A 21580-nucleotide genomic window follows, 5' to 3' on the forward strand; every position below is an offset into this window, starting at 1 on the left:
CGAGAGTAGGGAACTGCCAGGCATCAAATAACGCAAGAGCCCATCCTCACGGATGGGCTTTTTGCATTTCTGCGCTAAACGATTTCTCTGCAAACATAATGCAATCAAGCATTAATGCTTTTCTCGCTATCCAGCCAGCCGATACAATCGGTGCCTTAAAATACTAACCATAACCAGGCCAGCCTTGTGAATATTCTGTATGTGACCCTTCGTAAAAATCGTATGAGCCTTCGCGAGCTTAAGAGCGGCAAAGAAGTCGTAGGCCACGGCAACTTCAGTAATGAACGTATACTTATCGGCGCTTTCTTTGCCGCAGAAAAAGTATTACGCGATCTGGTTGTTCAGGTTAAGCCAGCGGGCTTACTGTACCGGCTTTTCAAATGGCCGCGCTATGATATGGTTATCGATGCGCTGGAGATGAACGAAGGGGGTTTATCGCAGGTAGAAGAGCGCGCCATAATGGAAATGGCGGCAGGCGCAATGTCGATGAAATACCGACAAATGGTCGTCGCCTGTGCAACTCAGCCGCGAACCGATGATGAGGTTAAGGCATTACTTGCGCTAAGCCAGAATTAGCATTGATAGCGAAGATGCAACAGCGGATAAGGCCTGCCTTCGCTGTCCTTTTCGCTGCGCCCCGTTACACAGAACCCCATTTTTAGATAGAAGCCTGTTGCCTGCGCATTCTGTTCGTTAACGTCTGTTGTGAGCTGCGGTGCGAGCGCGCGCGCATGCGTAATCAACAAACGGCCCACCCCGGCGCCACGAAAATCCGGGTCGACGAAAAGCGCTTCAAGATGCTGTTCTGCCAAAAGCATAAATCCCACGGGAAGATCATCAGCCGTTACCGCCACCCAAAGCGGAGCATCCGGCAGAAAAGCCCTTACCTGCTTTTCAATAGCAATACGGTCCGCCGCCTGTAGAAAGTCGTGCGTAGCATCGACCGAACGACACCATATATCTCCCAGCGCCTGGCTTTCTTCCCGTCTGGCACGGCGTATCTTTATCATCCTCACTCCTGCTATTTGCTTTTTTGTTCTAACCTTTCCCGGTTCTTGAAACTTTCTCACCTTCAGCATGCAGCCTCGACATTCAGGCTGAACCTGGTTATTGTCAGCTATCTGGATGTCTAAACGTTTAAACGTATGCAGTGAGGATATAAGGTTATGCCTATTCGGGTACCTGATGAGTTACCAGCCGTCAATTTCCTGCGTCAGGAAAATGTCTTTGTGATGACCACATCACGCGCCATCAACCAGGAAATTCGTCCGCTTAAGGTACTGATACTTAATCTGATGCCGAAAAAGATTGAGACAGAAAATCAGTTCCTGCGTCTGCTCTCTAACTCCCCGTTGCAGTTGGATATTCAGCTTTTGCGTATTGATAGCCGCGAGTCGCGCAACACGCCGGCTGAACACCTGAATAACTTTTATTGCAATTTTGAGGACGTCTGCGACCAGAACTTCGACGGACTGATTGTTACCGGCGCGCCGCTGGGCCTGGTAGAGTTTAATGATGTCGCTTACTGGCCGCAAATACAGCAGGTGCTGGAGTGGGCGAAGGATCACGTTACCTCGACGCTGTTCGTCTGCTGGGCAGTACAGGCGGCATTGAATATTCTCTACGGTATTCCGAAGCAAACCCGGAAAGAGAAGCTTTCTGGCGTTTATGAGCATCACATCACACAGCCGCACGCTCTGCTGACCAAAGGTTTTGATGACACCTTCCTTGCGCCGCATTCGCGCTATGCTGACTTCCCGGCTTCCCTTATACGCGACTACACCGATCTCGATATACTCGCCGAATCGGAAGAGGGGGATGCCTACCTGTTCGCCAGCAAAGATAAACGCATCGCCTTTGTTACCGGTCATCCGGAATATGACGCCGGTACGCTCGCCAGCGAATATTTTCGTGATGTCGAGGCAGGTCTGGATCCGCAGGTGCCCTACAACTATTTCCCGAACAACGATCCGCAAAACAAGCCCCGCGCAACCTGGCGCAGCCATGGGAATCTGCTCTTCACCAACTGGCTTAATTATTTTGTTTACCAGATCACGCCATACGATCTTCGCCATATGAATCCTACCCTGGATTAAGCGATTCAGCCTGCCAACCTAAGCGCCTCCGGGCGCTTTTTTTATTTTAAAATTCAGCCCGTTTTCACCATTCATTTTAAATCTTTAATAATCAAACGCTTATTAGATATTTCTTATTAAAATGGAAATAGTTTTTGATTTTGAAAATAGATTGATTACTCTTACTTCTGCTGAACGAAAAACGCCCATCTTTGGTTTCGTTCGCGATCGCTTCTTTCTTTCCCGGATCAACAAAGAGGATCGCAGTCATGAATCAGCAGGCTACCACCACTGAACTGGCATTCAGCCAGCCATTTAACGAGCAGGAGCGACAAATCCTGACGCCTGACGCCGTTGAGTTTTTAACCGAACTGGTTACCCGTTTCACTGCGCAGCGCAACAAACTGTTGGCCGCGCGGGCGCAGGTACAGGCGGAAATCGATAGCGGAACATTGCCGGATTTTATTTCGGAAACCACTTCCATAAGAGAAGGCGACTGGAAAATACGCGGTATTCCTGATGACTTACAGGATCGTCGCGTTGAGATCACCGGCCCGGTAGAACGCAAGATGGTGATCAACGCTCTGAACGCGAATGTGAAGGTGTTCATGGCCGATTTCGAAGATTCGCTGGCGCCGAACTGGGAGAAAGTGATCGACGGACAAATTAACCTGCGCGATGCGGTTAACGGCACCATTACCTGGACTAACGAAGCGGGGAAAATCTATCAGCTTAAGCCTAATCCCGCCGTATTAATCTGCCGCGTCCGTGGCCTGCATTTGCCTGAAAAACATGTAACCTGGCGTGGCGAAGCGATTCCCGGCAGCCTGTTCGATTTCGCCCTCTACTTTTTCCACAATCACAAAACCCTGCTTGCCAAAGGCAGCGGTCCCTATTTTTATCTGCCAAAAACGCAGTCCTGGCAGGAGGCGGCCTGGTGGAGTGAAGTGTTCAGTTATGCCGAGACGCGCTTCAGCCTGCCGCGCGGCACCATCAAAGCCACGCTGCTGATTGAAACGCTGCCGGCGGTTTTCCAGATGGATGAGATCCTGCATGCTCTGCGCGACCACATCGTGGGCCTGAACTGCGGCCGCTGGGACTACATTTTCAGCTACATAAAAACGTTGAAAAATCACCCCGACCGCGTTCTGCCGGACCGCCAGAGCGTGACGATGGAGAAACCTTTCCTCAACGCCTACTCACGCCTGCTTATCAAAACCTGCCATCGCCGCGGCGCTTTCGCAATGGGCGGTATGGCGGCGTTTATCCCCAGCAAAGATACCCAGCGTAATAACTGGGTGCTGAATAAAGTGAAGGCCGATAAAGAGCTTGAAGCGGCTAACGGGCACGATGGCACCTGGATAGCGCATCCGGGCCTGGGCGATACGGTCATGGCGGTTTTCGACAGGGCGCTTGGCGAACATAAAAATCAGCTGCACATCACCCGCGAAGACGATGCGCCCATTACCGCTGAAGCGTTGCTGGCGCCCTGTGAAGGCGAACGTACGGAAGAGGGTATGCGCGCCAATATCCGCGTTGCGGTGCAATACATTGAAGCCTGGATCTCCGGCAACGGCTGCGTGCCGATTTACGGCCTGATGGAAGACGCCGCCACGGCGGAAATCTCCCGCACCTCAATCTGGCAATGGATCCACCATCAAAAAACCTTAAGCAACGGCAAGCCGGTAACAAAAGATCTTTTCCGCCAGATGCTTGCCGAAGAAATGCAGGTTATCCAGGAAGAGCTGGGCGAACAGCGCTTCAGCCACGGCCGCTTCGTGGAGGCCGCGCGCCTGATGGAGCAGATCACCACCTCGGATGAGCTTATCGATTTCCTCACTCTGCCAGGCTACCGCCTGTTGGCCTGACCCTACGCCACGCTAAAAATAAGGAGCATCTGCCTATGAAAACGACACGTACCCAACAAATCGAGCAGTTGAAACAGGAATGGCGGCAGCCGCGCTGGGATGGCATCCACCGTCCTTACAGCGCAGAAGAGGTGGTAAAACTGCGCGGTTCGGTAAACCCGGAATGTACGCTGGCGCAGCTTGGCGCGGCGAAAATGTGGCGTTTGCTGCACGGCGAGTCAAAAAAGGGCTACATCAACAGCCTTGGCGCCCTGACTGGCGGCCAGGCGTTGCAGCAGGCTAAAGCGGGCATTGAAGCAGTCTATCTTTCAGGCTGGCAGGTAGCGGCGGATGCAAACCTGGCCTCCAGCATGTACCCGGATCAATCGCTTTATCCGGCGAATTCCGTGCCATGCGTGGTTGAGCGGATCAACAACACGTTTCGTCGGGCGGATCAGATCCAGTGGTCCGCGGGCATCGAACCGGGGGATCCGCGTTATGTCGACTACTTTTTACCGATCGTGGCAGATGCCGAAGCGGGTTTTGGCGGCGTGTTAAACGCTTTCGAGTTGATGAAATCGATGATTGAAGCTGGCGCGGCGGCCGTCCATTTTGAAGATCAGCTCGCCTCGGTGAAGAAGTGCGGCCATATGGGCGGAAAAGTACTGGTGCCGACGCAGGAAGCTATCCAGAAGCTGGTGGCGGCGCGTCTGGCGGCAGATGTCATGGGCGTGCCGACGCTTTTAATTGCCCGTACCGACGCTGACGCGGCAGATCTCATCACCTCTGACTGCGACCCGTACGACAGCGAATTTATTACCGGCGAGCGTACCAGCGAAGGCTTTTACCGCACCCGCGCAGGCGTGGAGCAGGCCATCAGCCGGGGCCTGGCATATGCCCCTTATGCTGACCTGGTATGGTGTGAAACCTCCACGCCGGATCTTAACCAGGCGAAGCGTTTCGCCGACGCGATTCATGCCCGCTTCCCGGGTAAATTGCTCGCCTACAACTGTTCCCCTTCGTTTAACTGGCAGAAAAAGCTGGATGATAAAACGATCGCCAGCTTCCAGCAGCAACTGGCGGATATGGGTTACAAATACCAGTTCATCACGCTCGCCGGCATTCATAGCATGTGGTTCAACATGTTTGACCTTGCACATGCCTATGCGCAGGGGGAAGGGATGAAACACTATGTGGAAAAGGTACAGCAACCCGAGTTCGCGGCGGGAAAAGAAGGGTACACCTTTGTTTCTCACCAGCAGGAGGGGGGCACCGGCTATTTCGATAGCGTGACGACCATCATTCAGGGCGGCGCGTCGTCGGTCACTGCACTGACGGGATCAACCGAAGAAGCGCAATTCTGAAGCGCGCGCGCCAGCCTGCGCGGTGGGTAAGCGTAACCGCCGCCCGCCGTGCTTGCTGTTGCCACCGGCCTGTAGCGCCTTTCTCCTGACAGGGAAAGGCGCACGCCGTCACCAAGCCTGTCTTCCAACCCGGAGCCTGCCTATGCCGCGCGGACTGGAATTGCTTGTCGCACAAACTATCTTGCAGGGGTTCGACGCCCAGTACGGGCGCTTTCTGGAAGTCACCTCCGGCGCGCAGCAGCGCTTCGAGCAGGCCGACTGGCACGCAGTCCAGCAGGCGATGAAGCAGCGCATCCATCTGTACGATCATCATGTTGGGCTGGTGGTGGAGCAGCTTAAATGTATCACTGAGGGAAAAGGCGCCGACGCCGCTTTTCTGCTGCGCGTAAAGCAACACTATACCGCGCTGCTGCCCGATTACCCGCGCTTTGAAATCGCCGAAAGCTTTTTCAACTCCGTTTACTGCCGCCTTTTTGACCATCGCTCGCTCAGCCCCGAGCGGCTGTTTATCTTCAGCTCGCAGCCCGAGCGGCGTTTTCGCGCTATTCCCCGCCCGCTGGCGAAAGATTACTTCCCCCGTCAGGGGTGGCGGGAACTGCTCACCACGCTGCTTAGCGACTTGCCGCTGCGCCTGCGCTGGCAGGATCTGGCGCGCGACGTGGAGTACATCATTAAGCACCTGACCGAAACACTGGGTTCGCAGATGCTGGAAAAAGTCCACTTACAGGTGGCGAACGAGCTTTTTTATCGCAATAAGGCGGCCTGGCTGGTGGGCAAGCTGGTGCTGCCCGGCGGCAGGCTACCGTTTTTGCTGCCCCTTCACCGTTCGGATGAGGGCGAACTGTTTGTCGATACCTGTCTGACCACCAGCGCCGAAGCGAGCATTGTTTTCGGCTTCGCCCGCTCCTATTTCATGGTCTATGCGCCGCTGCCCGCCGCGCTGGTGGAGTGGCTGCGCGACATCCTGCCGGGTAAAAGCACCGCTGAGCTTTATATGGCGATAGGCTGCCAGAAACATGGCAAAACCGAGAGCTACCGCGAGTATCTCAACTACGTCACCCGCACCGACGAGCAGTTTATCGAAGCGCCGGGCATTCGCGGCATGGTGATGCTGGTCTTTACGCTTCCCGGGTTCGATCGGGTTTTTAAAGTGATTAAAGACCGCTTCGCGCCGCAAAAGGAGATGAGCGAGGCGCATGTGCGCGCCTGCTATCAGTTGGTCAAAGAGCACGATCGCGTCGGGCGCATGGCTGATACGCAGGAGTTCGAAAACTTCGTGCTGGATAAAAGACAGATAAGCCCGCCGCTGCTGGCGCTGTTGCAGCAGGAGGCGCCGCGTAAGCTTACGGACACCGGCGACCGGCTAATCATCAGCCATCTTTATATTGAACGACGCATGGTGCCGCTAAATCTTTGGCTCGAACAGGCCAAAGGCCAGCAGCTGCGCGACGCGGTGGAAGAATACGGCAACGCCATCCGACAGCTGGCCGCCGCAAACATCTTCCCGGGCGACATGCTGTTTAAAAATTTCGGCGTCACGCGCCACGGAAGGGTTGTGTTCTACGATTACGACGAGATTTGCTACATGACGGAAGTGAATTTCCGGGATATTCCGCCGCCGCGCTACCCGGAAGATGAGCTGAGCGCCGAGCCCTGGTACAGCGTGGCGCCGGGTGATGTCTTTCCCGAGGAGTTTCGCCACTGGCTTTGCGCCGACCCGCAAATCGGCCCGCTTTTTGAAGAGATGCACAGCGAGCTTTTCAGCGCCGCTTACTGGCGCTCCTTACAGGCGCGCATTCGCGAAGGGCATGTGGAGGATGTCTATGCTTACCGCAAACGCCAGCGCTTTTGCATGCGGCAATAAAAGCAACGCGGCACATTTCAGGTCGCCGCGTTTCGCGCTCTTCGTTAACGCACGCCGCCATAGGCCAGCGTCACTTCTTTGGCGGCTTTAATTACCAGCGCGCCCAGCTCCGTTACGCGGTCGTCGGTAATACGGGAAACCGGGCCGGAAATAGAGATAGCGGCGAACGCCTCGTGATGCTCGTCGTAGATGCAGGCCGCCACGCAGCGCAGCCCCAGCGCATGTTCTTCATCATCAAACGAATAGCCGCGCTTACGGGTCTGCGCTAAATCTTCTTTCAGATGCAGCGGCGAAACCAGCGTCGCGTGGGTGTAAGTATGCAGCCCCTGGCGGTGCAGCAGGCGGGTAACCTCATCATCGCTCAGCTGTGACAAAAACGCCTTGCCCGCGCCAGAGGCGTGCATTGGCAGTTTGCCGCCGATAGGCGCAGACATGCGCATCAATTGGGTACACTGCACCTGGTCGATAATAATCGCCTGATGATCGTTTTTATCCAGCACCGCGAGGTTCACCGTTTCGCCGGAGCTTTCCATCAATTTGCGCAGAATGGGATGCACGATGGCGAGCAGGTTGCGGCTTTGCAAAAAGCTACTGCCGACAATAAACGCGTGCGCGCCGATAGCCCAGTGGCCGAGGTCGCCAACCTGTCGTACAAAGCCCAGCTGTTGCATGGTGGTAAGCAGCCGGTGAGTGGTGGAATTGGGCAGGCCTGCCTGCTGGGCAAGTTCCGTTAATGCTACGCTGCCCTGTGATTCGGCGATCCATTCCAGTAATTTCAGCCCGCGCGTCAACGACTGCACCTGGCCGGTAGCCTGCGGCGCGGCGGCAGCGGCGGCGGCGCGGGGTTTCTTGCCGCGTTTAGCGGGAACAGCAGCGACCATGGCGGCCTCCTTTTCTGTATCGTGGAAATAATTTTCGTTTTATTTGCCGATAATGCAACCGCTGCGCCACTCATCGGAGGAGTGGATAGTGAACATGTCTCAAGTTGCCTTCGCTCGCCTTTTCCGCCCTGGCGGTTTATGCCAGTATGGTCTGCTGGCCTTTTGGGCCTCTGTGTGTAGCCGGGAGTGAATGTGAGTAGCAAAGTTGAGAAGCTGCGCCAGCAGCTAGCCGAACGTATTCTGGTGCTCGATGGCGGCATGGGCACCATGATCCAGAGTTACCGTCTGGAAGAGCAGGATTATCGCGGCGAGCGGTTCGCCGACTGGCCGTGCGATTTAAAAGGCAATAACGACCTGCTGGTGCTGACCAAACCAGAAACCATCGCCGCCATTCACTACGCCTACTTTGAGGCGGGCGCGGATATCGTTGAGACAAACACGTTCAACTCAACGACCATCGCCATGGCCGATTACCAGATGGAGTCGCTGTCGGCGGAAATTAACTTTGCCGCGGCAAAGCTCGCCCGCGCCTGCGCCGACGAATGGACGGCGCGCACGCCGGAAAAACCGCGCTACGTCGCAGGCGTCCTCGGCCCGACCAACCGCACCGCATCTATCTCCCCGGACGTTAACGACCCGGCTTACCGCAACGTGACTTTCGATCAGCTGGTGGAAGCCTACCGCGAATCCACCCGCGCGCTGGTGGAAGGCGGTTCAGATCTGATCCTCATCGAGACGGTTTTCGATACCCTTAACGCCAAAGCCGCCATCTTCGCTGTGAAAGCGGAGTTCGAGGCGCTGGGCGTTGATCTGCCGATCATGATCTCCGGCACCATTACTGACGCCTCCGGGCGTACCCTTTCGGGCCAGACGACGGAAGCGTTTTATAACTCTCTGCGCCACGCCGACGCGCTCTCTTTCGGCCTTAACTGCGCCCTGGGGCCGGACGAACTGCGACAGTACGTGGCGGAACTTTCGCGTATTGCGGAGTGCTACGTCACCGCTCACCCCAACGCCGGCCTGCCGAACGCATTCGGCGAATACGACCTTGATGCCGACGTGATGGCCGGGCAAATCCGCGAATGGGCGGAGTCGGGCTTTCTGAACATTGTCGGCGGCTGCTGCGGCACCACGCCTGAACACATCGCCGCCATGAGCCGCGCGGTGGAAGGTTTACCGCCGCGCAAGTTGCCGGAGATTCCAGTTGCCTGCCGCCTGGCGGGCCTGGAGCCGCTCAACATTGGCGACGACTCGCTGTTTGTGAACGTAGGCGAGCGCACCAACGTCACCGGCTCCGCTAAGTTCAAGCGCCTTATCAAAGAAGAGAAGTACAGCGAAGCGCTGGACGTGGCGCGCCAGCAGGTGGAAAACGGCGCGCAAATCATCGACATCAATATGGATGAGGGGATGCTCGACGCCGAAGCGGCGATGGTGCGTTTTCTCAACCTGATTGCCGGCGAGCCGGATATCGCCCGCGTGCCGATCATGATTGACTCCTCAAAATGGGAGGTCATCGAAAAGGGCCTTAAATGCATTCAGGGCAAAGGCATTGTTAACTCCATCTCCATGAAAGAGGGGATTGAGACCTTTACCCATCACGCGAAGCTGGTGCGTCGTTACGGCGCGGCGGTGGTGGTGATGGCCTTTGACGAAGTGGGCCAGGCCGATACCCGCGAGCGCAAAATCGAAATTTGCCGCCGGGCATACAGGATCCTCACCGAAGAGGTAGGCTTTCCGCCGGAAGACATTATCTTTGACCCGAATATTTTCGCCGTGGCGACGGGCATTGAAGAGCACAACAACTACGCCCAGGACTTTATCGGCGCCTGCGAAGACATTAAGCGCGAGTTGCCGCATGCGTTAATTTCCGGCGGCGTGTCGAACGTGTCGTTCTCATTTCGCGGCAATGACCCGGTGCGCGAGGCCATCCACGCGGTGTTCCTTTACTACGCCATCCGTAACGGCATGGATATGGGCATCGTCAACGCCGGCCAGCTGGCGATATACGACGACCTGCCCGCCGAACTGCGTGACGCGGTGGAAGATGTCATCCTCAACCGCCGCGCCGACGGCACCGAGCGGCTGCTGGAGCTGGCCGAAAAATACCGTGGCAGCAAAACCGACGAGGGGGCGAATGCCCAGCAGGCGGAATGGCGCTCGTGGGACGTGAAGAAGCGCCTCGAATATTCGCTGGTGAAAGGCATTACCGAGTTTATCGAGCAGGATACCGAAGAAGCGCGCCAGCAGGCGGCTCGCCCCATTGAAGTGATAGAAGGGCCGCTGATGGACGGCATGAATGTGGTCGGCGATCTCTTCGGCGAAGGGAAAATGTTCCTGCCGCAGGTGGTGAAATCCGCCCGCGTAATGAAGCAGGCGGTGGCTTACCTTGAGCCGTACATTCAGGCCAGTAAAGAGGTGGGCAAGAGCAACGGAAAAATCGTTCTCGCTACCGTCAAAGGCGACGTGCACGACATTGGCAAAAATATCGTCGGCGTGGTTTTGCAGTGTAATAATTACGAAATCATCGATCTCGGCGTGATGGTGCCGATGGATAAAATCCTCAAAACCGCGCGTGAAGAGAATGCCGATATTATCGGCCTTTCCGGGCTGATTACGCCGTCGCTTGATGAGATGGTGAACGTCGCCAAAGAGATGGAGCGTCAGGGCTTTACGTTGCCGCTGTTGATTGGCGGCGCCACCACCTCCAAGGCCCATACGGCGGTGAAAATTGAGCAGAACTACAGCGGCCCGACGGTTTATGTGCAGAATGCCTCGCGCACGGTTGGCGTGGTTTCGTCGCTGCTCTCCGACACCCTGCGCGACGACTTTGTCGCTCGTACCCGTAAGGAGTATGAAACCGTGCGTATCCAACATGGCCGTAAAAAGCCCCGTACTCCGCCGGTTACGCTTGCCGCCGCGCGGGAAAACGATCTCGCTTTCGACTGGGAAAGCTACACGCCGCCCGTAGCGCACCGGCTGGGCGTGCAGGAAGTGACCGCCAGCATCGAAACGCTGCGCAATTACATCGACTGGACGCCCTTCTTCATGACCTGGTCGCTGGCCGGCAAATACCCGCGCATTCTGGAAGATGAGGTGGTAGGCGTTGAGGCGCAGCGCCTGTTTAAAGACGCCAACGACATGCTCGACCAGCTCAGCGCGGACAAAGCGCTGAACCCACGCGGCGTGGTGGGGCTTTTCCCGGCGAACCGCGTGCTGGACGACGTGGAAATTTACCGCGACGAAACGCGCACCCACGTCCTGGCGGTAAGCCATCATCTGCGCCAGCAAACGGAAAAAGTCGGTTTCGCCAACTATTGCCTCGCTGATTTCGTCGCCCCCAAACGCAGCGGCAAAGCGGACTACATTGGCGCTTTCGCCGTGACCGGCGGGCTGGAAGAAGATGCGCTGGCGCAAGCCTATGACGCGCAGCATGACGATTACAACAAAATCATGGTCAAAGCGGTGGCGGACCGTCTGGCGGAAGCCTTCGCTGAATATCTGCATGAGCGCGTGCGTAAGGTCTACTGGGGCTATGCGCCCAATGAAAACCTCAGCAACGAGGAGCTCATCCGCGAAAACTACCAGGGCATTCGCCCGGCGCCCGGCTATCCCGCCTGCCCGGATCACACCGAGAAAGCGGCCATCTGGGCGCTGCTGGATGTGGAAACCCATATCGGCATGAAGCTGACCGAGTCTTACGCCATGTGGCCGGGCGCGTCAGTTTCCGGCTGGTACTTCAGTCATCCGGACAGCAAGTATTTCGCCGTCGCGCAAATCCAGCGCGATCAGGTAGACGATTACGCGCAGCGCAAAGGCATGAGCGTGACGGAAGTGGAGCGCTGGCTTGCGCCTAACCTGGGGTACGATGCGGATTAACCGCGCAGTTTTCGCAAGGCGTGCAACAAAACGTCATAAATCTGCCACACTTAACTAAAACCCGCCGGGTGCCTGCGCCCGGCCTTTTACGGGCGTTTCAGCCCGCTGTCATCAACTGATAACGCAATCCCTTTCCCTCGGCGGGAAGGGTGGTGCGGTTTTTCCCTCTTCCAGCCGCACCTCAGTTCGCTAAGGAAAACGTCAAACTATAAGGAGAAGCCGTGTTAACGCTGTTACACCTGCTGTCTGCGGTGGCGCTGTTGGTATGGGGCACCCACATTGTACGTACCGGCGTAATGCGCGTCTTTGGCGCGCGGTTAAGAACCGTGCTGAGCAAAAGCGTGGAGAAAAAACCGCTCGCCTTCTGTGCGGGCATTGGCGTGACTGCGCTGGTGCAGAGCAGCAACGCCACTACCATGCTTGTCACCTCTTTTGTCGCCCAGGATCTGGTGGCGCTGACGCCTGCGCTGGTGATTGTGCTGGGGGCCGACGTGGGGACCGCGCTGATGGCGCGGGTACTGACTTTCGACCTCTCCTGGCTTTCGCCGCTGCTGATTTTTGTCGGCGTTATCTTCTTTTTAAGCCGCAAGCAAACCCGGGCGGGGCAACTCGGGCGCGTCGCTATTGGCCTTGGGCTGATTTTGCAGGCGCTGGAGCTTATCGTGCAGGCGGTCACGCCGATCACCGAAGCCTCTGGCGTTAAGGTTATCTTCGCTTCACTCACCGGCGATATCATGCTTGATGCGCTGATAGGCGCGGTGTTCGCCATTATCAGCTATTCAAGCCTTGCCGCCGTGCTGCTGACCGCCACCTTAACCGCCACAGGCGTTATTCCTTTTGATGTGGCGCTTTGCCTGGTCATTGGCGCGAACCTGGGTTCAGGCCTGCTGGCTATGCTCAACAACAGCGCTGCGAACGCCGCCGCCCGGCGTGTGGCGCTCGGCAGCCTGCTGTTCAAGCTGGTGGGCAGCCTGCTGGTATTGCCGTTTGTGCATCTTATCGCCGCATGGCTTGATAAAATCTCGCTGCCGGAATCGGAGCTGGTCATCTATTTCCACGTTTTCTACAACCTCATTCGCTGCCTGGTGATGGTGCCATTCGCCAGGATGATGGCGAGTTTTTGCCAGCGGATGATTAAAGATGACCCGCAAACCGATGCGCGCCTGAAGCCGCGCCACCTTGATACCAGCGCGCTGGATACGCCAGCGTTGGGTCTTGCCAACGCGGCGCGGGAGACGCTGCGCATGGGCGACGCGCTGGAGCATATGCTGGAGCTTTACGGCAAAGTGATGCACGGCGAGCCGCGCCAGGAAAAAGAGCTGCGTAAGATTGCCGATGATGTGGATGTGCTTTACACCGCCATCAAGCTCTACCTGGCGCGTATGCCGAAAGAAGATTTGCCGGAAGCGGAAGCCAAACGCTGGGCGGAGATTATCGAGATGTCGCTGAACCTTGATCAGGCGGCGGATATTCTTGAAAGAATGGGCAGCGAAGTCGCGGATAAATCGCTCGCCGCGCGTCGCGCTTTTTCACCGGAAGGCATTAAGGAGCTGGACACGCTGCTTAATCAGCTTACCGCCAACCTCAAGCTCAGCCTGTCGGTCTTTTTCTCCGGCGATGTGCCGAGCGCCCGCCGTTTGCGCCGCTACAAGCACCGCTTTCGCATTCTTAACCGCCGCTATTCGCACGCGCACGTTGACAGGCTGCATCAGCAAAACGTGCAGAGCATCGAAACCAGTTCGTTGCACCTGAGCCTGCTTGGCGATATGAAGCGGCTTAACTCGCTGTTCTGCGCGGTGGCTTACAGCGTGCTGGAACAGCCGGACGACGATGACGAGCGAGTGGAATAACGCATTAGCGTTTGATGGTTAACCCGGGATCCAACGCTTTCACCACCGCCAGGGTGGTTTTACGCGTTGGGTTTCCTTTGTCGCTGAAAGAAGCGAATAACCTCTCACCTGTAGGCTATTAACAATTTGCTTGCTGCTATTAAGGCGAAAGCACGATTTACCGGAAAGCAACTCGCAAAGCGCGCGCTGGCTTCGTGACAACACGGCCCTCAAACTTTACTTTCTGATACAGCGCAAAACCTGAAGCGCCGGGAATGGGAAAATCCGTGCAGTACCGCAGATCAAAGGAGGCATCGTGCGCACCACAGTTCCGGTTATCACTGCTGCCCGCAGCCCGCTGGAAATAAAAATGACAAGTCACGCCAGAAGGCAAGAAAACGAATCCTCCGTCGTGTCTGACGGTATAAGCCAGCAAGAAAAAGGTCAGCATCATACCGAAGCAGAACGTCGGGAATATCAGCAGACCTTCAAAGCCATTAACCACTTTATTGAGGAGCATGGCGCGTTTAGTGAGTTTCAACGGTCATTCTGATGGAACCGTTCCGGCTATATCAGAACGAAGGGGCAGGCAAGCACGCTTACCCTTATTTTATTATTATTCAACAGCCTGTCGCTAATACTCTTCGGCATGTGCTGGTTGTGCCCGTGGTTGACAGGACACTTTTGCCCGGTACCCCGTTGTCGGCAAAAATATGTACTCTGGTTGAGATTGCAGGGCGCGCTTATGTGGCGATGACGCCTGTGATGGCGGGCGTGCCAATTAAGGAAGTTGGCGGTGAAGTTTTTGATTTTGCGCACTCTCGACAACCATTACGCGATGCAGTCGATTTTTTGCTTAATGGCTACTGATCTGTAGCCATTTTTTAGCGACCACGCGGCATGTGAATGCAAAGGTTATTACCTTCGCCCGCGCACTGGCGTGCTGGCGGACCAGGAGAAGGTGGACTCGCTGTCAGGCTTGTAAGCCTGCTGCTTCTTTATTTTGCGCGCCTGCTTCGCTGCTTGCTCGCGCTGCGCCATCAGTTTGTCGATGTACTCTTTCTTAACGTGATTCGCTTCGGAGTTGGTCAGCGGGCGACCATGGGCGATGCGGGCTCTGTCGAGCAGCGTTTTTAATTCCCGTTGTTCGCTTTCGGTCATCTCTTTTTGCGTCAGTCTGGCGGTGGACATGGCGGCTACCTCTCTGGAAAAGGACATTCAGTGTACGCGCTCGCGGTCAAAAACGCAGTGACGAGCCCGCTGAAATAAAAATGCCGGGCAGGTCCCGGCATTGTGAATTAATTTTCCTGCGCGGTTTCCCGCTTGCGCTTTTCTACCGGCTTCCCGGACCAGTAACCCGCCAGCAGCGAGCCTGAAAGGTTGTGCCATACCGAGAAGAGCGCGCCGGGCAGGGCAGCCAGCGGCGAGAAATAGATTTTACCGAGCGCGGCCGCAAGCCCGGAGTTCTGCATGCCGACTTCAATCGCCAGCGTGCGGCAGGTGGATTCGTCAAAGCCGAACAGCCGCCCGCCCCAGTAGCCGCCGAGCAACCCAATGCTGTTGTGCAGGATCACTGCCACTATCACCATCAACCCAACGGAAGCGATATGCGAAGCGGAACCCGCCACCACGGCGCTGATTATCGCCAGGATGCAAACCATCGAGAACGCTGGCAGGTAGGGCTCTACCGTTTTCACCCATCGCGGGAAGAGGTGGTGCACCACCAGACCCAGCGCAATCGGGATCACCACAATTTGCAGAATGCTGAGCAGCATGCCCATCACATCCACCTGGATATGCGCATCCACATAAAGGCGCGTCAGCAGCGGCGTGGCGAAGACGCCTACCAGCGTGGACACAGACGAAATGGTTACCGAAAGCGCCACGTCGCCCTTCGCCAGATAGATCATCACGTTGGACGCCGTGCCGCTCGCCACGCTGCCTACCAGCACCATGCCGGCGGAAAGATCGGGCGGCATATGAAACAGCATCGCCAGCAGCCAGGCAGCCAGCGGCATAACCAGATAGTGGAGAAAAATGCCTGCCGCCACCGGCGCGGGGCGCGACAGCACGCGTTTGAAGTCATCCAGCCTCAGGTGTACGCCCATGCCGAACATGATGAGCATGAGCAGCGTGCTGACCCAGGGGCCGATGGGCGTAAAGGTGGAAGGGGTGTAATAAGCCATAACCGAGAGCAGCAGCGCCCAGAGCGGGAACAGCCGCGTAAATGTTGCGAGCATGATGGTTCTTTTCCTTGCAGGTTGCGTCGTTGTGTTTCCCCTGCCGCTGTGAGCGCGGCGTTGCGTTATCGCTATACGGGGATAAAAGCCGGGAGCATGCCCGGCCATAGGTATTGTGTATCGTGCAAGGAAACGTTATTCAATAAAATTATCAGTTCCGCGGCGATTTCAAGGGTAATTCCGCTATACGCACGCGCTTGCATACTTCATGGCCGCGCCCGCGCTTAACGAAATTTCACTTAAGGTGTTTTCGTTTTTTAGTTTGCTCAGAAGCCTGCCATGACACTTACGATGTTTCTGTGGGAAACAGGGCTTTACTGCCAGAACGCAGAAACAGCGTATTTAAAAGCGCGGATAAAAAGCCGTTATTCGGCGCGTTTCACACTCTCCCAGCTAAGTCCGAAACGCGCCAGGTATTTGCGCAAGCGATCGGCATCGTTAGGGTTTGTCTTTTTTTGCCGCGAGACGGCGAAAAGCTCCCGTCCCGCTTGCGAAAGCGAGTCGCAGCGGCGACAGACGGCAATCACCGCCGCCAGCTGGTCCTGGTCGAAGAGATCAAGGGTCGCCGGGTCGAGGGGAAGATCAACACCGCCGGGCGTAGCGCGCCAGTTTTGCTGCAACCGCTGCACTTCTTCCGCCACCACCGCTTGCGTAATGCGTCCCTGGTCCGCCAGCGTCGCCATGCGCGCTACCGACGCGCCCAGTTCGCGGAAGTTGCCCGGCCAGCGCGCCTGGGGCGAGCAGGCAAAGTCGAGGTATTGCTCGCGGGCGGGTTTATCGAAGCGGATTAGCGATTGCTGTTCGGCGCAGAAGCGCTGCAATTCATATTCCACATTCGGCGCGATATCTTCGCGCCGCGCGGCAAGGCCCGGCAGCGCAAAAGCCCACATGTTGATACGGGCATAAAGATCTTCGCGAAAGCGCCCTTCGGCAACCCATTTCGTCATATCGCGATGCGTCCCGGCGATAAGCTGAAAATCGCTGCGAACCTCTTTATCGGAACCAAATGGCAGGAAAGTTTTTTCTTCTATGGCCTTCAGCAGCATCGCCTGCTCATCAAGGCCCAGTTCGGCTATCTCATCCAGAAACAGCACGCCGCCGTCCGCTTCACGCAACAAGCCTGCCCGCGCCTGCTGCGCGCCGGTAAAGGCGCCTTTGACGTGGCCGAACAGGGTAGACATGGCGTTGTCGCCGCGCAGCGTGGCGCAGTTCACCGCCACCAGCCGTCCTTGCACCAGGTGGCGCGCCTGGCGCAGCTGGAAGATACGCTTTGCCAGAAACGACTTGCCTGCGCCGGTGGGGCCGGTAAGCAGAATGGGGGCGGTGGAGCGCAGCGCCACGCGCTCTATCTGGTCAATAAGGCGGTTAAAGGTTGCATTGCGGGTGTCGATGCCTGATTTCAGAAACGAGACCGACTGCTGCTGTTCGCGCTGAAAGCGGCTGGTGAGCGTGGCGTAGCGGCTCAAATCCAGATCGATAACCGAACTGGTGCCCGCCGCTTTTTCGGCATCCGTCGCCTCGCCCCGGGCCGGGCTGGTTTGCAACAGGCTGGCAGGCAAGTAGCGCGCTTCGGTCAGCAGGAACCAGCAGATCTGCGCCACATGCGTGCCGGTAGTGATGTGCACCAGATACTCTTCATTTTCAGTATCAAAAGCGTAGTGCGTAGCGAAGTCGAGAAAGGCGGCATACACCTCTTCGAAGTCCCACGGGTCGAGAATAGTGATGGGGTGACAGCGCACGTCCGTTTGCGGCGAAACCACAGCGATATCCTCGCTAAGCTGTTCCGCCATGCCCTTATCGCGCGGCTGATGCAGCAATTCCAGCCGGTCGACAGTAAACCCCGGCTGCTGGCAAAGGCCGACGGTAGGCCGCCACTTTTTCCAGCGGTTCTCCCGCTTGCCGCGTTTATCCAGCACCGTGCCCAGCACGCCAATCACCACCCGCCGCTTTTGCATGTTTATCCTGAAAAATAAAAGCCGATATTTAAATATAAATTACCAGCTTACTGGTGCCTGTTCACGTGTAACGATTTATTTTTTTAACCATTAAAAATCAATGCGTTAATTTTTTATTTCTGCCTTATCCGAAACTGGCACGCTTCTGGCAATAACTATGATGTCAGCACGCTGGGCTCGCAGAAGGTATCGCCTTCGCCGGCGCACCGGGAACGGTAAAACGTTATCCAGGGGGCGTTCCGCCAGTGGAAAGACATTTTGCGAAAAGTCGGTTTTATCAGGTTCGAATCCTGAATTCGCCACCTCTTCTCCAGAGAGCTATGAAAGCAGTGCCCGGTGGTCAGGTTGTTTATGGCCGCCCCGAACTGGCGCCGGTAACGACGCCGGGTCGCAGGCAAAACGCGCAGGCAGCGACGGCGTGTTTCCCTGCGGCTCCGCATCCGCATCCGCGCCAGTAAGTGAAAAAAACAGGGAGATAAAAATGAATAACAAAATCACTATTCGAAAAGGCCAGTTAGGTTTACTGGCGAAACAGGGCGATTTTTACCAGGTGCTGGAAGCAGGCGAGCATCGTCTGCCCTGGTTCGCCCGTCCGGACGTCACGCTGGTGGCGTTGAACGGCGACGACGTGGCGCCGGATCTTAGCGACTATTTGCGCCGCTTTAAGCCGGAGTGGGTGGAGAAATATGCGCTGGCGGTAGATACCGCTGAGCAGGAAACCGCCGCGCTTTATCGCAATGGCGTACTGCTTGAAATTATCCCGCCTGGCGCGCGCCGTCTGTTCTGGCGCGATGGCGACAGCCTGCACGTCAAGCGTATGGATACCCGGGATGTTCATCTCCCTGGCGACGTAATGAATGCCGTATTGCAGCCGCGCGGACGCAACGAGGCGGTGAAAGGCCGTGAGGCGATCCTGACGGTGCAGGTGCCGGCCTGGCACGTCGGCGTGCTGAAAATCGACGGTGAAACCCAGGCGCTTCTGCCGCCCGGCTTGAGCGCATACTGGAAAATCAACCATCTGGTGGAAGCGGAAGTGGTGGATACGCGTTTGCAGGCGATGGAAGTCTCCGGCCAGGAGATCCTCACCAAAGATAAAGTAAACCTGCGCATTAACCTTGGCGCAAACTGGCGCTATCACGACGTATTGCAGGCATACAGCCAGCTGGCGAAGCCGCTGGAGCATTTGTATCGCGAATTGCAGTTTGCGCTGCGTGAAGCGGTAGGCACCCGCACCCTTGATGAGCTGCTGGAGAACAAGCAGGTAATCGACGACGTGGTGAGCGGGCAGGTAGTGGCGCGCATGGCGCCGTTCGGCATCGAAGTGGCGTCGACAGGCGTGAAAGACATTGTGTTGCCAGGCGATATGAAAACCATTCTGTCGCGGCTGGTGGAGGCGGAGAAATCCGCGCAGGCCAACGTTATCCGACGCCGTGAAGAGACGGCGGCGACGCGCTCCCTGCTGAATACGGCCAAAGTGATGGAGAACAACCCGGTGGCGCTGCGCTTAAAAGAGCTGGAAACGCTCGAAAGAGTGGCGGAGCGCATCGATAAAATCTCGGTATTCGGCGGTCTGGACCAGGTATTGCACGGCCTTGTAAACATTAAAGGAAATTCAAATGCAGCATAACGATTACCAACTGCTGGCGCGTGAAAACGGCGCGCCGGTAAAAATGTGGACCAACGGCGTGCCGGTAGAAGCGGAAGCGCGCGAACAACTGCTGAAAACCGCGAAGATGCCTTTTATCTTCAGTCACCTGGCGGTCATGCCCGATGTGCATCTCGGGAAAGGGTCGACCATCGGCAGCGTTATCCCAACCAAAGGGGCTATTATTCCCGCAGCGGTAGGGGTGGATATCGGCTGTGGGATGATTGCGGTGCGCACTTCGCTGACGGCGGGCGATCTGCCGGATAACCTCAGCGGGCTGCGCAGCGCCATTGAGCGCGCCGTGCCTCACGGGCGCACCAGCGCACGCGGCCAGCGCGATAAAGGCGCGTGGAACCGCGCGCCGCAGGAAGTCGATACGCACTGGGCGCACCTTGCGCCGCGCTTTAAGCGCATCACCGATAAATATCCGCAGCTGCTGAAAACCAATAACTATCAGCATCTGGGAACGCTCGGGACCGGCAACCACTTTATTGAAGTTTGCCTGGACGAGCAGCAGCGGGTGTGGGTGATGCTGCACAGCGGTTCACGCGGCGTGGGTAACGCCATCGGCACGCATTTTATTGCGCTGGCCCAGAAAGACATGCAGCGCCATATCGCGAATCTGCCGGACCGCGACCTTGCCTATTTTGAAGAGGGAAGCAAGCACTACGCGGATTACATCGAGGCTGTCGAATGGGCGCAGGATTTCGCACGCCATAACCGCGAAGTGATGATGTCCCGCGTGCTGGCGGCGCTGTCGCAGGTGATAAACAAGCCGTTCATGACGCAGCAGGAGGCGGTTAACTGCCACCATAACTATGTGCAGAAAGAGCGTCACTTCGGTGAAGATGTGCTGGTAACGCGCAAAGGGGCCGTTTCCGCGCAGAAAGGGCAGATGGGGATCATTCCAGGCTCGATGGGCGCGAAAAGCTTTATCGTCCGTGGTCTCGGCAACGAAGAGAGCTTCTGCTCCTGTAGCCACGGCGCCGGGCGCACCATGAGCCGAACGGCGGCGAAAAAGCGCTTTACCGTGGAAGACCAGATCCGCGCCACGGCGCACGTAGAGTGCCGTAAAGACAGCGATGTTATCGACGAAATCCCGATGGCGTATAAAGATATCGACGCGGTGATGGCCGCCCAGTCGTCACTGGTGGAGATAGTGCATACGCTGCGCCAGGTGGTTTGCGTAAAAGGATAAGAAAATGGAACACAACGGCGTGAGTACCGCCATGCGCGAACGCGTTCGGCAGGTTTTGAAAGAAGTGGAACAGCAATATGGCGTAAAGGTGCTTTACGCCTGCGAATCAGGCAGCCGGGGCTGGGGCTTCGCCTCGCCGGACAGCGACTACGACGTGCGTTTTCTCTATGTTCACCCGCCGGAGTGGTATTTGCGGGTCGACGCGCCGCGCGATGTTATTGAGTTGCCGATAGACGACACGCTGGATGTCTGCGGCTGGGAGTGGCGGAAAGCGCTGGGGCTGCTCAAACGCGCCAACCCGACGCTTATCGAGTGGCTTGATTCGCCCATCGTCTACCAACAGGATGAAACCTCCATCGGCGCGCTGCGCGAACAGGTGCCGCTGTGGTTCTCCGCCGACCGGGCGCGCTGGCATTACTATTCCATGGCGCGTAAAAACTTTCGCGGCTACTTACAGGGCGAACAGGTGCGGCTGAAGAAATACTTCTATGTGCTGCGCCCGCTGCTGGCGGTTCGCTGGATTGAGGCAGGAAAGGGCGCGCCGCCGATGCGGTTTGCCGACCTGCTGGACGTGACGGTGGATGACCCGCTGCTGCGCCGGGAAATAGACGAATTGCTGGCGAGGAAACAGCGTGCGGGCGAGGCGGAATATGGCTTGCCGATGCCCCGCCTGCACGCTTTTATCGCCGCAGAGCTGGCGCGTGGAGAGACGCCTTCAGAACTGCCGCAAAGCGAGCGTGCGCAAGCGGGCATATTAGACAGACTGCTTTATCAAACGGTAATGGCCTGACGCTGTCAGGCCATTT

General features: G+C 56.8%; 17 protein-coding genes. 12 read left to right on the plus strand and 5 right to left on the minus strand.

Features of this window, described 5'->3' with window-relative positions; genetic code table 11:
• Positions 1–186: 186 nt before the first annotated feature.
• Positions 187–576, plus strand: coding sequence for a YjaA family stress response protein (locus DW56_RS01845; protein ID WP_024553543.1), 390 nt, complete (start codon positions 187–189; stop codon positions 574–576).
• Here DW56_RS01845 and DW56_RS01850 read toward each other — a convergent pair.
• Entirely contained in the window at positions 573–1010 is a 438-nt protein-coding gene (locus DW56_RS01850; protein WP_024553544.1) for an acetyltransferase, read from the minus strand. The two genes, DW56_RS01845 and DW56_RS01850, sit on opposite strands and share 4 nt — an antisense overlap.
• A 156-nt stretch (positions 1011–1166) precedes the next feature.
• Here DW56_RS01850 and metA point away from each other — a divergent pair, with 156 nt between their 5' ends.
• The 4 genes from metA to aceK all read left to right on the plus strand — a co-directional run bounded on the left by metA (position 1167) and on the right by aceK (position 7150).
• Entirely contained in the window at positions 1167–2096 is a 930-nt protein-coding gene (metA, locus tag DW56_RS01855; protein ID WP_024553545.1) for a homoserine O-acetyltransferase MetA, read from the plus strand.
• Positions 2097–2344: 248 nt separating this feature from the next.
• On the plus strand, positions 2345–3943 hold the full coding sequence (gene aceB / locus DW56_RS01860) for a malate synthase A (RefSeq protein ID WP_024553546.1): 1599 nt from the start codon (positions 2345–2347) through the stop codon (positions 3941–3943).
• A gap of 35 nt (positions 3944–3978) precedes the next feature.
• Positions 3979–5286, plus strand: a complete 1308-nt coding sequence (aceA, locus tag DW56_RS01865) for an isocitrate lyase (RefSeq protein ID WP_029589714.1) — start codon at positions 3979–3981, stop codon at positions 5284–5286.
• Positions 5287–5428: 142 nt separating this feature from the next.
• Entirely contained in the window at positions 5429–7150 is a 1722-nt protein-coding gene (gene aceK / locus DW56_RS01870; protein WP_024553548.1) for a bifunctional isocitrate dehydrogenase kinase/phosphatase, read from the plus strand.
• Between the two features lie 44 nt (positions 7151–7194).
• On the opposite strand, the gene iclR is transcribed toward aceK, so the two are convergent.
• Positions 7195–8031 carry a glyoxylate bypass operon transcriptional repressor IclR gene (gene iclR, locus DW56_RS01875; RefSeq protein ID WP_024553549.1) on the minus strand — a complete coding sequence of 279 codons (837 nt, stop codon included), beginning with the start codon at positions 8029–8031 and terminating at the stop codon, positions 7195–7197.
• A gap of 192 nt (positions 8032–8223) precedes the next feature.
• Here iclR and metH point away from each other — a divergent pair, with 192 nt between their 5' ends.
• The 4 genes from metH to DW56_RS01895 all read left to right on the plus strand — a co-directional run bounded on the left by metH (position 8224) and on the right by DW56_RS01895 (position 14606).
• Entirely contained in the window at positions 8224–11907 is a 3684-nt protein-coding gene (gene metH, locus DW56_RS01880) for a methionine synthase (RefSeq protein WP_024553550.1), read from the plus strand.
• Positions 11908–12128: 221 nt separating this feature from the next.
• Positions 12129–13757 (plus strand): Na/Pi cotransporter family protein, encoded by a 1629-nt coding sequence (locus DW56_RS01885; protein WP_024553551.1) that lies wholly within the window; start codon positions 12129–12131, stop codon positions 13755–13757.
• Between the two features lie 349 nt (positions 13758–14106).
• A complete protein-coding gene (locus DW56_RS23090; RefSeq protein ID WP_411431235.1) occupies positions 14107–14289 on the plus strand; it encodes a type II toxin-antitoxin system CcdA family antitoxin in 183 nt (60 codons plus the stop codon).
• On the plus strand, positions 14289–14606 hold the full coding sequence (locus DW56_RS01895) for a CcdB family protein (RefSeq protein WP_024553553.1): 318 nt from the start codon (positions 14289–14291) through the stop codon (positions 14604–14606). The genes DW56_RS23090 and DW56_RS01895 overlap by 1 nt, the downstream gene beginning before the upstream one ends.
• 48 nt (positions 14607–14654) lie before the next feature.
• Here the strand turns inward: DW56_RS01895 and DW56_RS01900 are convergent, their stop codons facing one another.
• The 3 genes from DW56_RS01900 to rtcR all read right to left on the minus strand — a co-directional run bounded on the left by DW56_RS01900 (position 14655) and on the right by rtcR (position 17931).
• On the minus strand, positions 14655–14927 hold the full coding sequence (locus tag DW56_RS01900) for a YjbD family protein (protein WP_024553554.1): 273 nt from the start codon (positions 14925–14927) through the stop codon (positions 14655–14657).
• 107 nt (positions 14928–15034) lie between these two features.
• On the minus strand, positions 15035–15976 hold the full coding sequence (panS, locus tag DW56_RS01905; protein ID WP_024553555.1) for a ketopantoate/pantoate/pantothenate transporter PanS: 942 nt from the start codon (positions 15974–15976) through the stop codon (positions 15035–15037).
• A 365-nt stretch (positions 15977–16341) separates the two neighbouring features.
• Positions 16342–17931, minus strand: a complete 1590-nt coding sequence (gene rtcR, locus DW56_RS01910) for an RNA repair transcriptional activator RtcR (protein WP_024553556.1) — start codon at positions 17929–17931, stop codon at positions 16342–16344.
• Between the two features lie 481 nt (positions 17932–18412).
• On the opposite strand from rtcR, the gene DW56_RS01915 reads away from it, so the two are divergent.
• The 3 genes from DW56_RS01915 to DW56_RS01925 are packed head-to-tail and all read left to right on the plus strand — an operon-like array spanning position 18413 to position 21564.
• Positions 18413–19558: a slipin family protein gene (locus DW56_RS01915; RefSeq protein WP_024553557.1), complete on the plus strand. Its 1146-nt coding sequence runs from the start codon at positions 18413–18415 to the stop codon at positions 19556–19558.
• The gene (locus DW56_RS01920) at positions 19548–20774 is read left to right on the plus strand and encodes an RtcB family protein (protein ID WP_024553558.1); all 1227 of its coding nucleotides are present in this window, start codon (positions 19548–19550) and stop codon (positions 20772–20774) included. Before DW56_RS01915 ends, DW56_RS01920 begins: the two co-directional genes overlap by 11 nt.
• Before the next feature lie 4 nt (positions 20775–20778).
• Entirely contained in the window at positions 20779–21564 is a 786-nt protein-coding gene (locus DW56_RS01925; RefSeq protein WP_024553559.1) for a nucleotidyltransferase domain-containing protein, read from the plus strand.
• Positions 21565–21580: the final 16 nt, after the last annotated feature.

Source organism: Franconibacter helveticus LMG 23732, from assembly GCF_000463115.2.
GTDB lineage: Bacteria > Pseudomonadota > Gammaproteobacteria > Enterobacterales > Enterobacteriaceae > Franconibacter > Franconibacter helveticus.

Coding starts and splice junctions, on each gene's coding strand:
- DW56_RS01850 (WP_024553544.1), bottom strand. CDS start 1,010: ATGATAAAGATACGCCGTGCCAGACGGGAAGAAAGCCAGGCGCTGGGA.
- metA (WP_024553545.1), top strand. CDS start 1,167: ATGCCTATTCGGGTACCTGATGAGTTACCAGCCGTCAATTTCCTGCGT.
- aceB (WP_024553546.1), top strand. CDS start 2,345: ATGAATCAGCAGGCTACCACCACTGAACTGGCATTCAGCCAGCCATTT.
- aceA (WP_029589714.1), top strand. CDS start 3,979: ATGAAAACGACACGTACCCAACAAATCGAGCAGTTGAAACAGGAATGG.
- aceK (WP_024553548.1), top strand. CDS start 5,429: ATGCCGCGCGGACTGGAATTGCTTGTCGCACAAACTATCTTGCAGGGG.
- iclR (WP_024553549.1), bottom strand. CDS start 8,031: ATGGTCGCTGCTGTTCCCGCTAAACGCGGCAAGAAACCCCGCGCCGCC.
- DW56_RS23090 (WP_411431235.1), top strand. CDS start 14,107: ATGACAAGTCACGCCAGAAGGCAAGAAAACGAATCCTCCGTCGTGTCT.
- DW56_RS01895 (WP_024553553.1), top strand. CDS start 14,289: ATGGAACCGTTCCGGCTATATCAGAACGAAGGGGCAGGCAAGCACGCT.
- DW56_RS01900 (WP_024553554.1), bottom strand. CDS start 14,927: ATGTCCACCGCCAGACTGACGCAAAAAGAGATGACCGAAAGCGAACAA.
- panS (WP_024553555.1), bottom strand. CDS start 15,976: ATGCTCGCAACATTTACGCGGCTGTTCCCGCTCTGGGCGCTGCTGCTC.
- rtcR (WP_024553556.1), bottom strand. CDS start 17,931: ATGCAAAAGCGGCGGGTGGTGATTGGCGTGCTGGGCACGGTGCTGGAT.
- DW56_RS01915 (WP_024553557.1), top strand. CDS start 18,413: ATGAATAACAAAATCACTATTCGAAAAGGCCAGTTAGGTTTACTGGCG.
- DW56_RS01920 (WP_024553558.1), top strand. CDS start 19,548: ATGCAGCATAACGATTACCAACTGCTGGCGCGTGAAAACGGCGCGCCG.
- DW56_RS01925 (WP_024553559.1), top strand. CDS start 20,779: ATGGAACACAACGGCGTGAGTACCGCCATGCGCGAACGCGTTCGGCAG.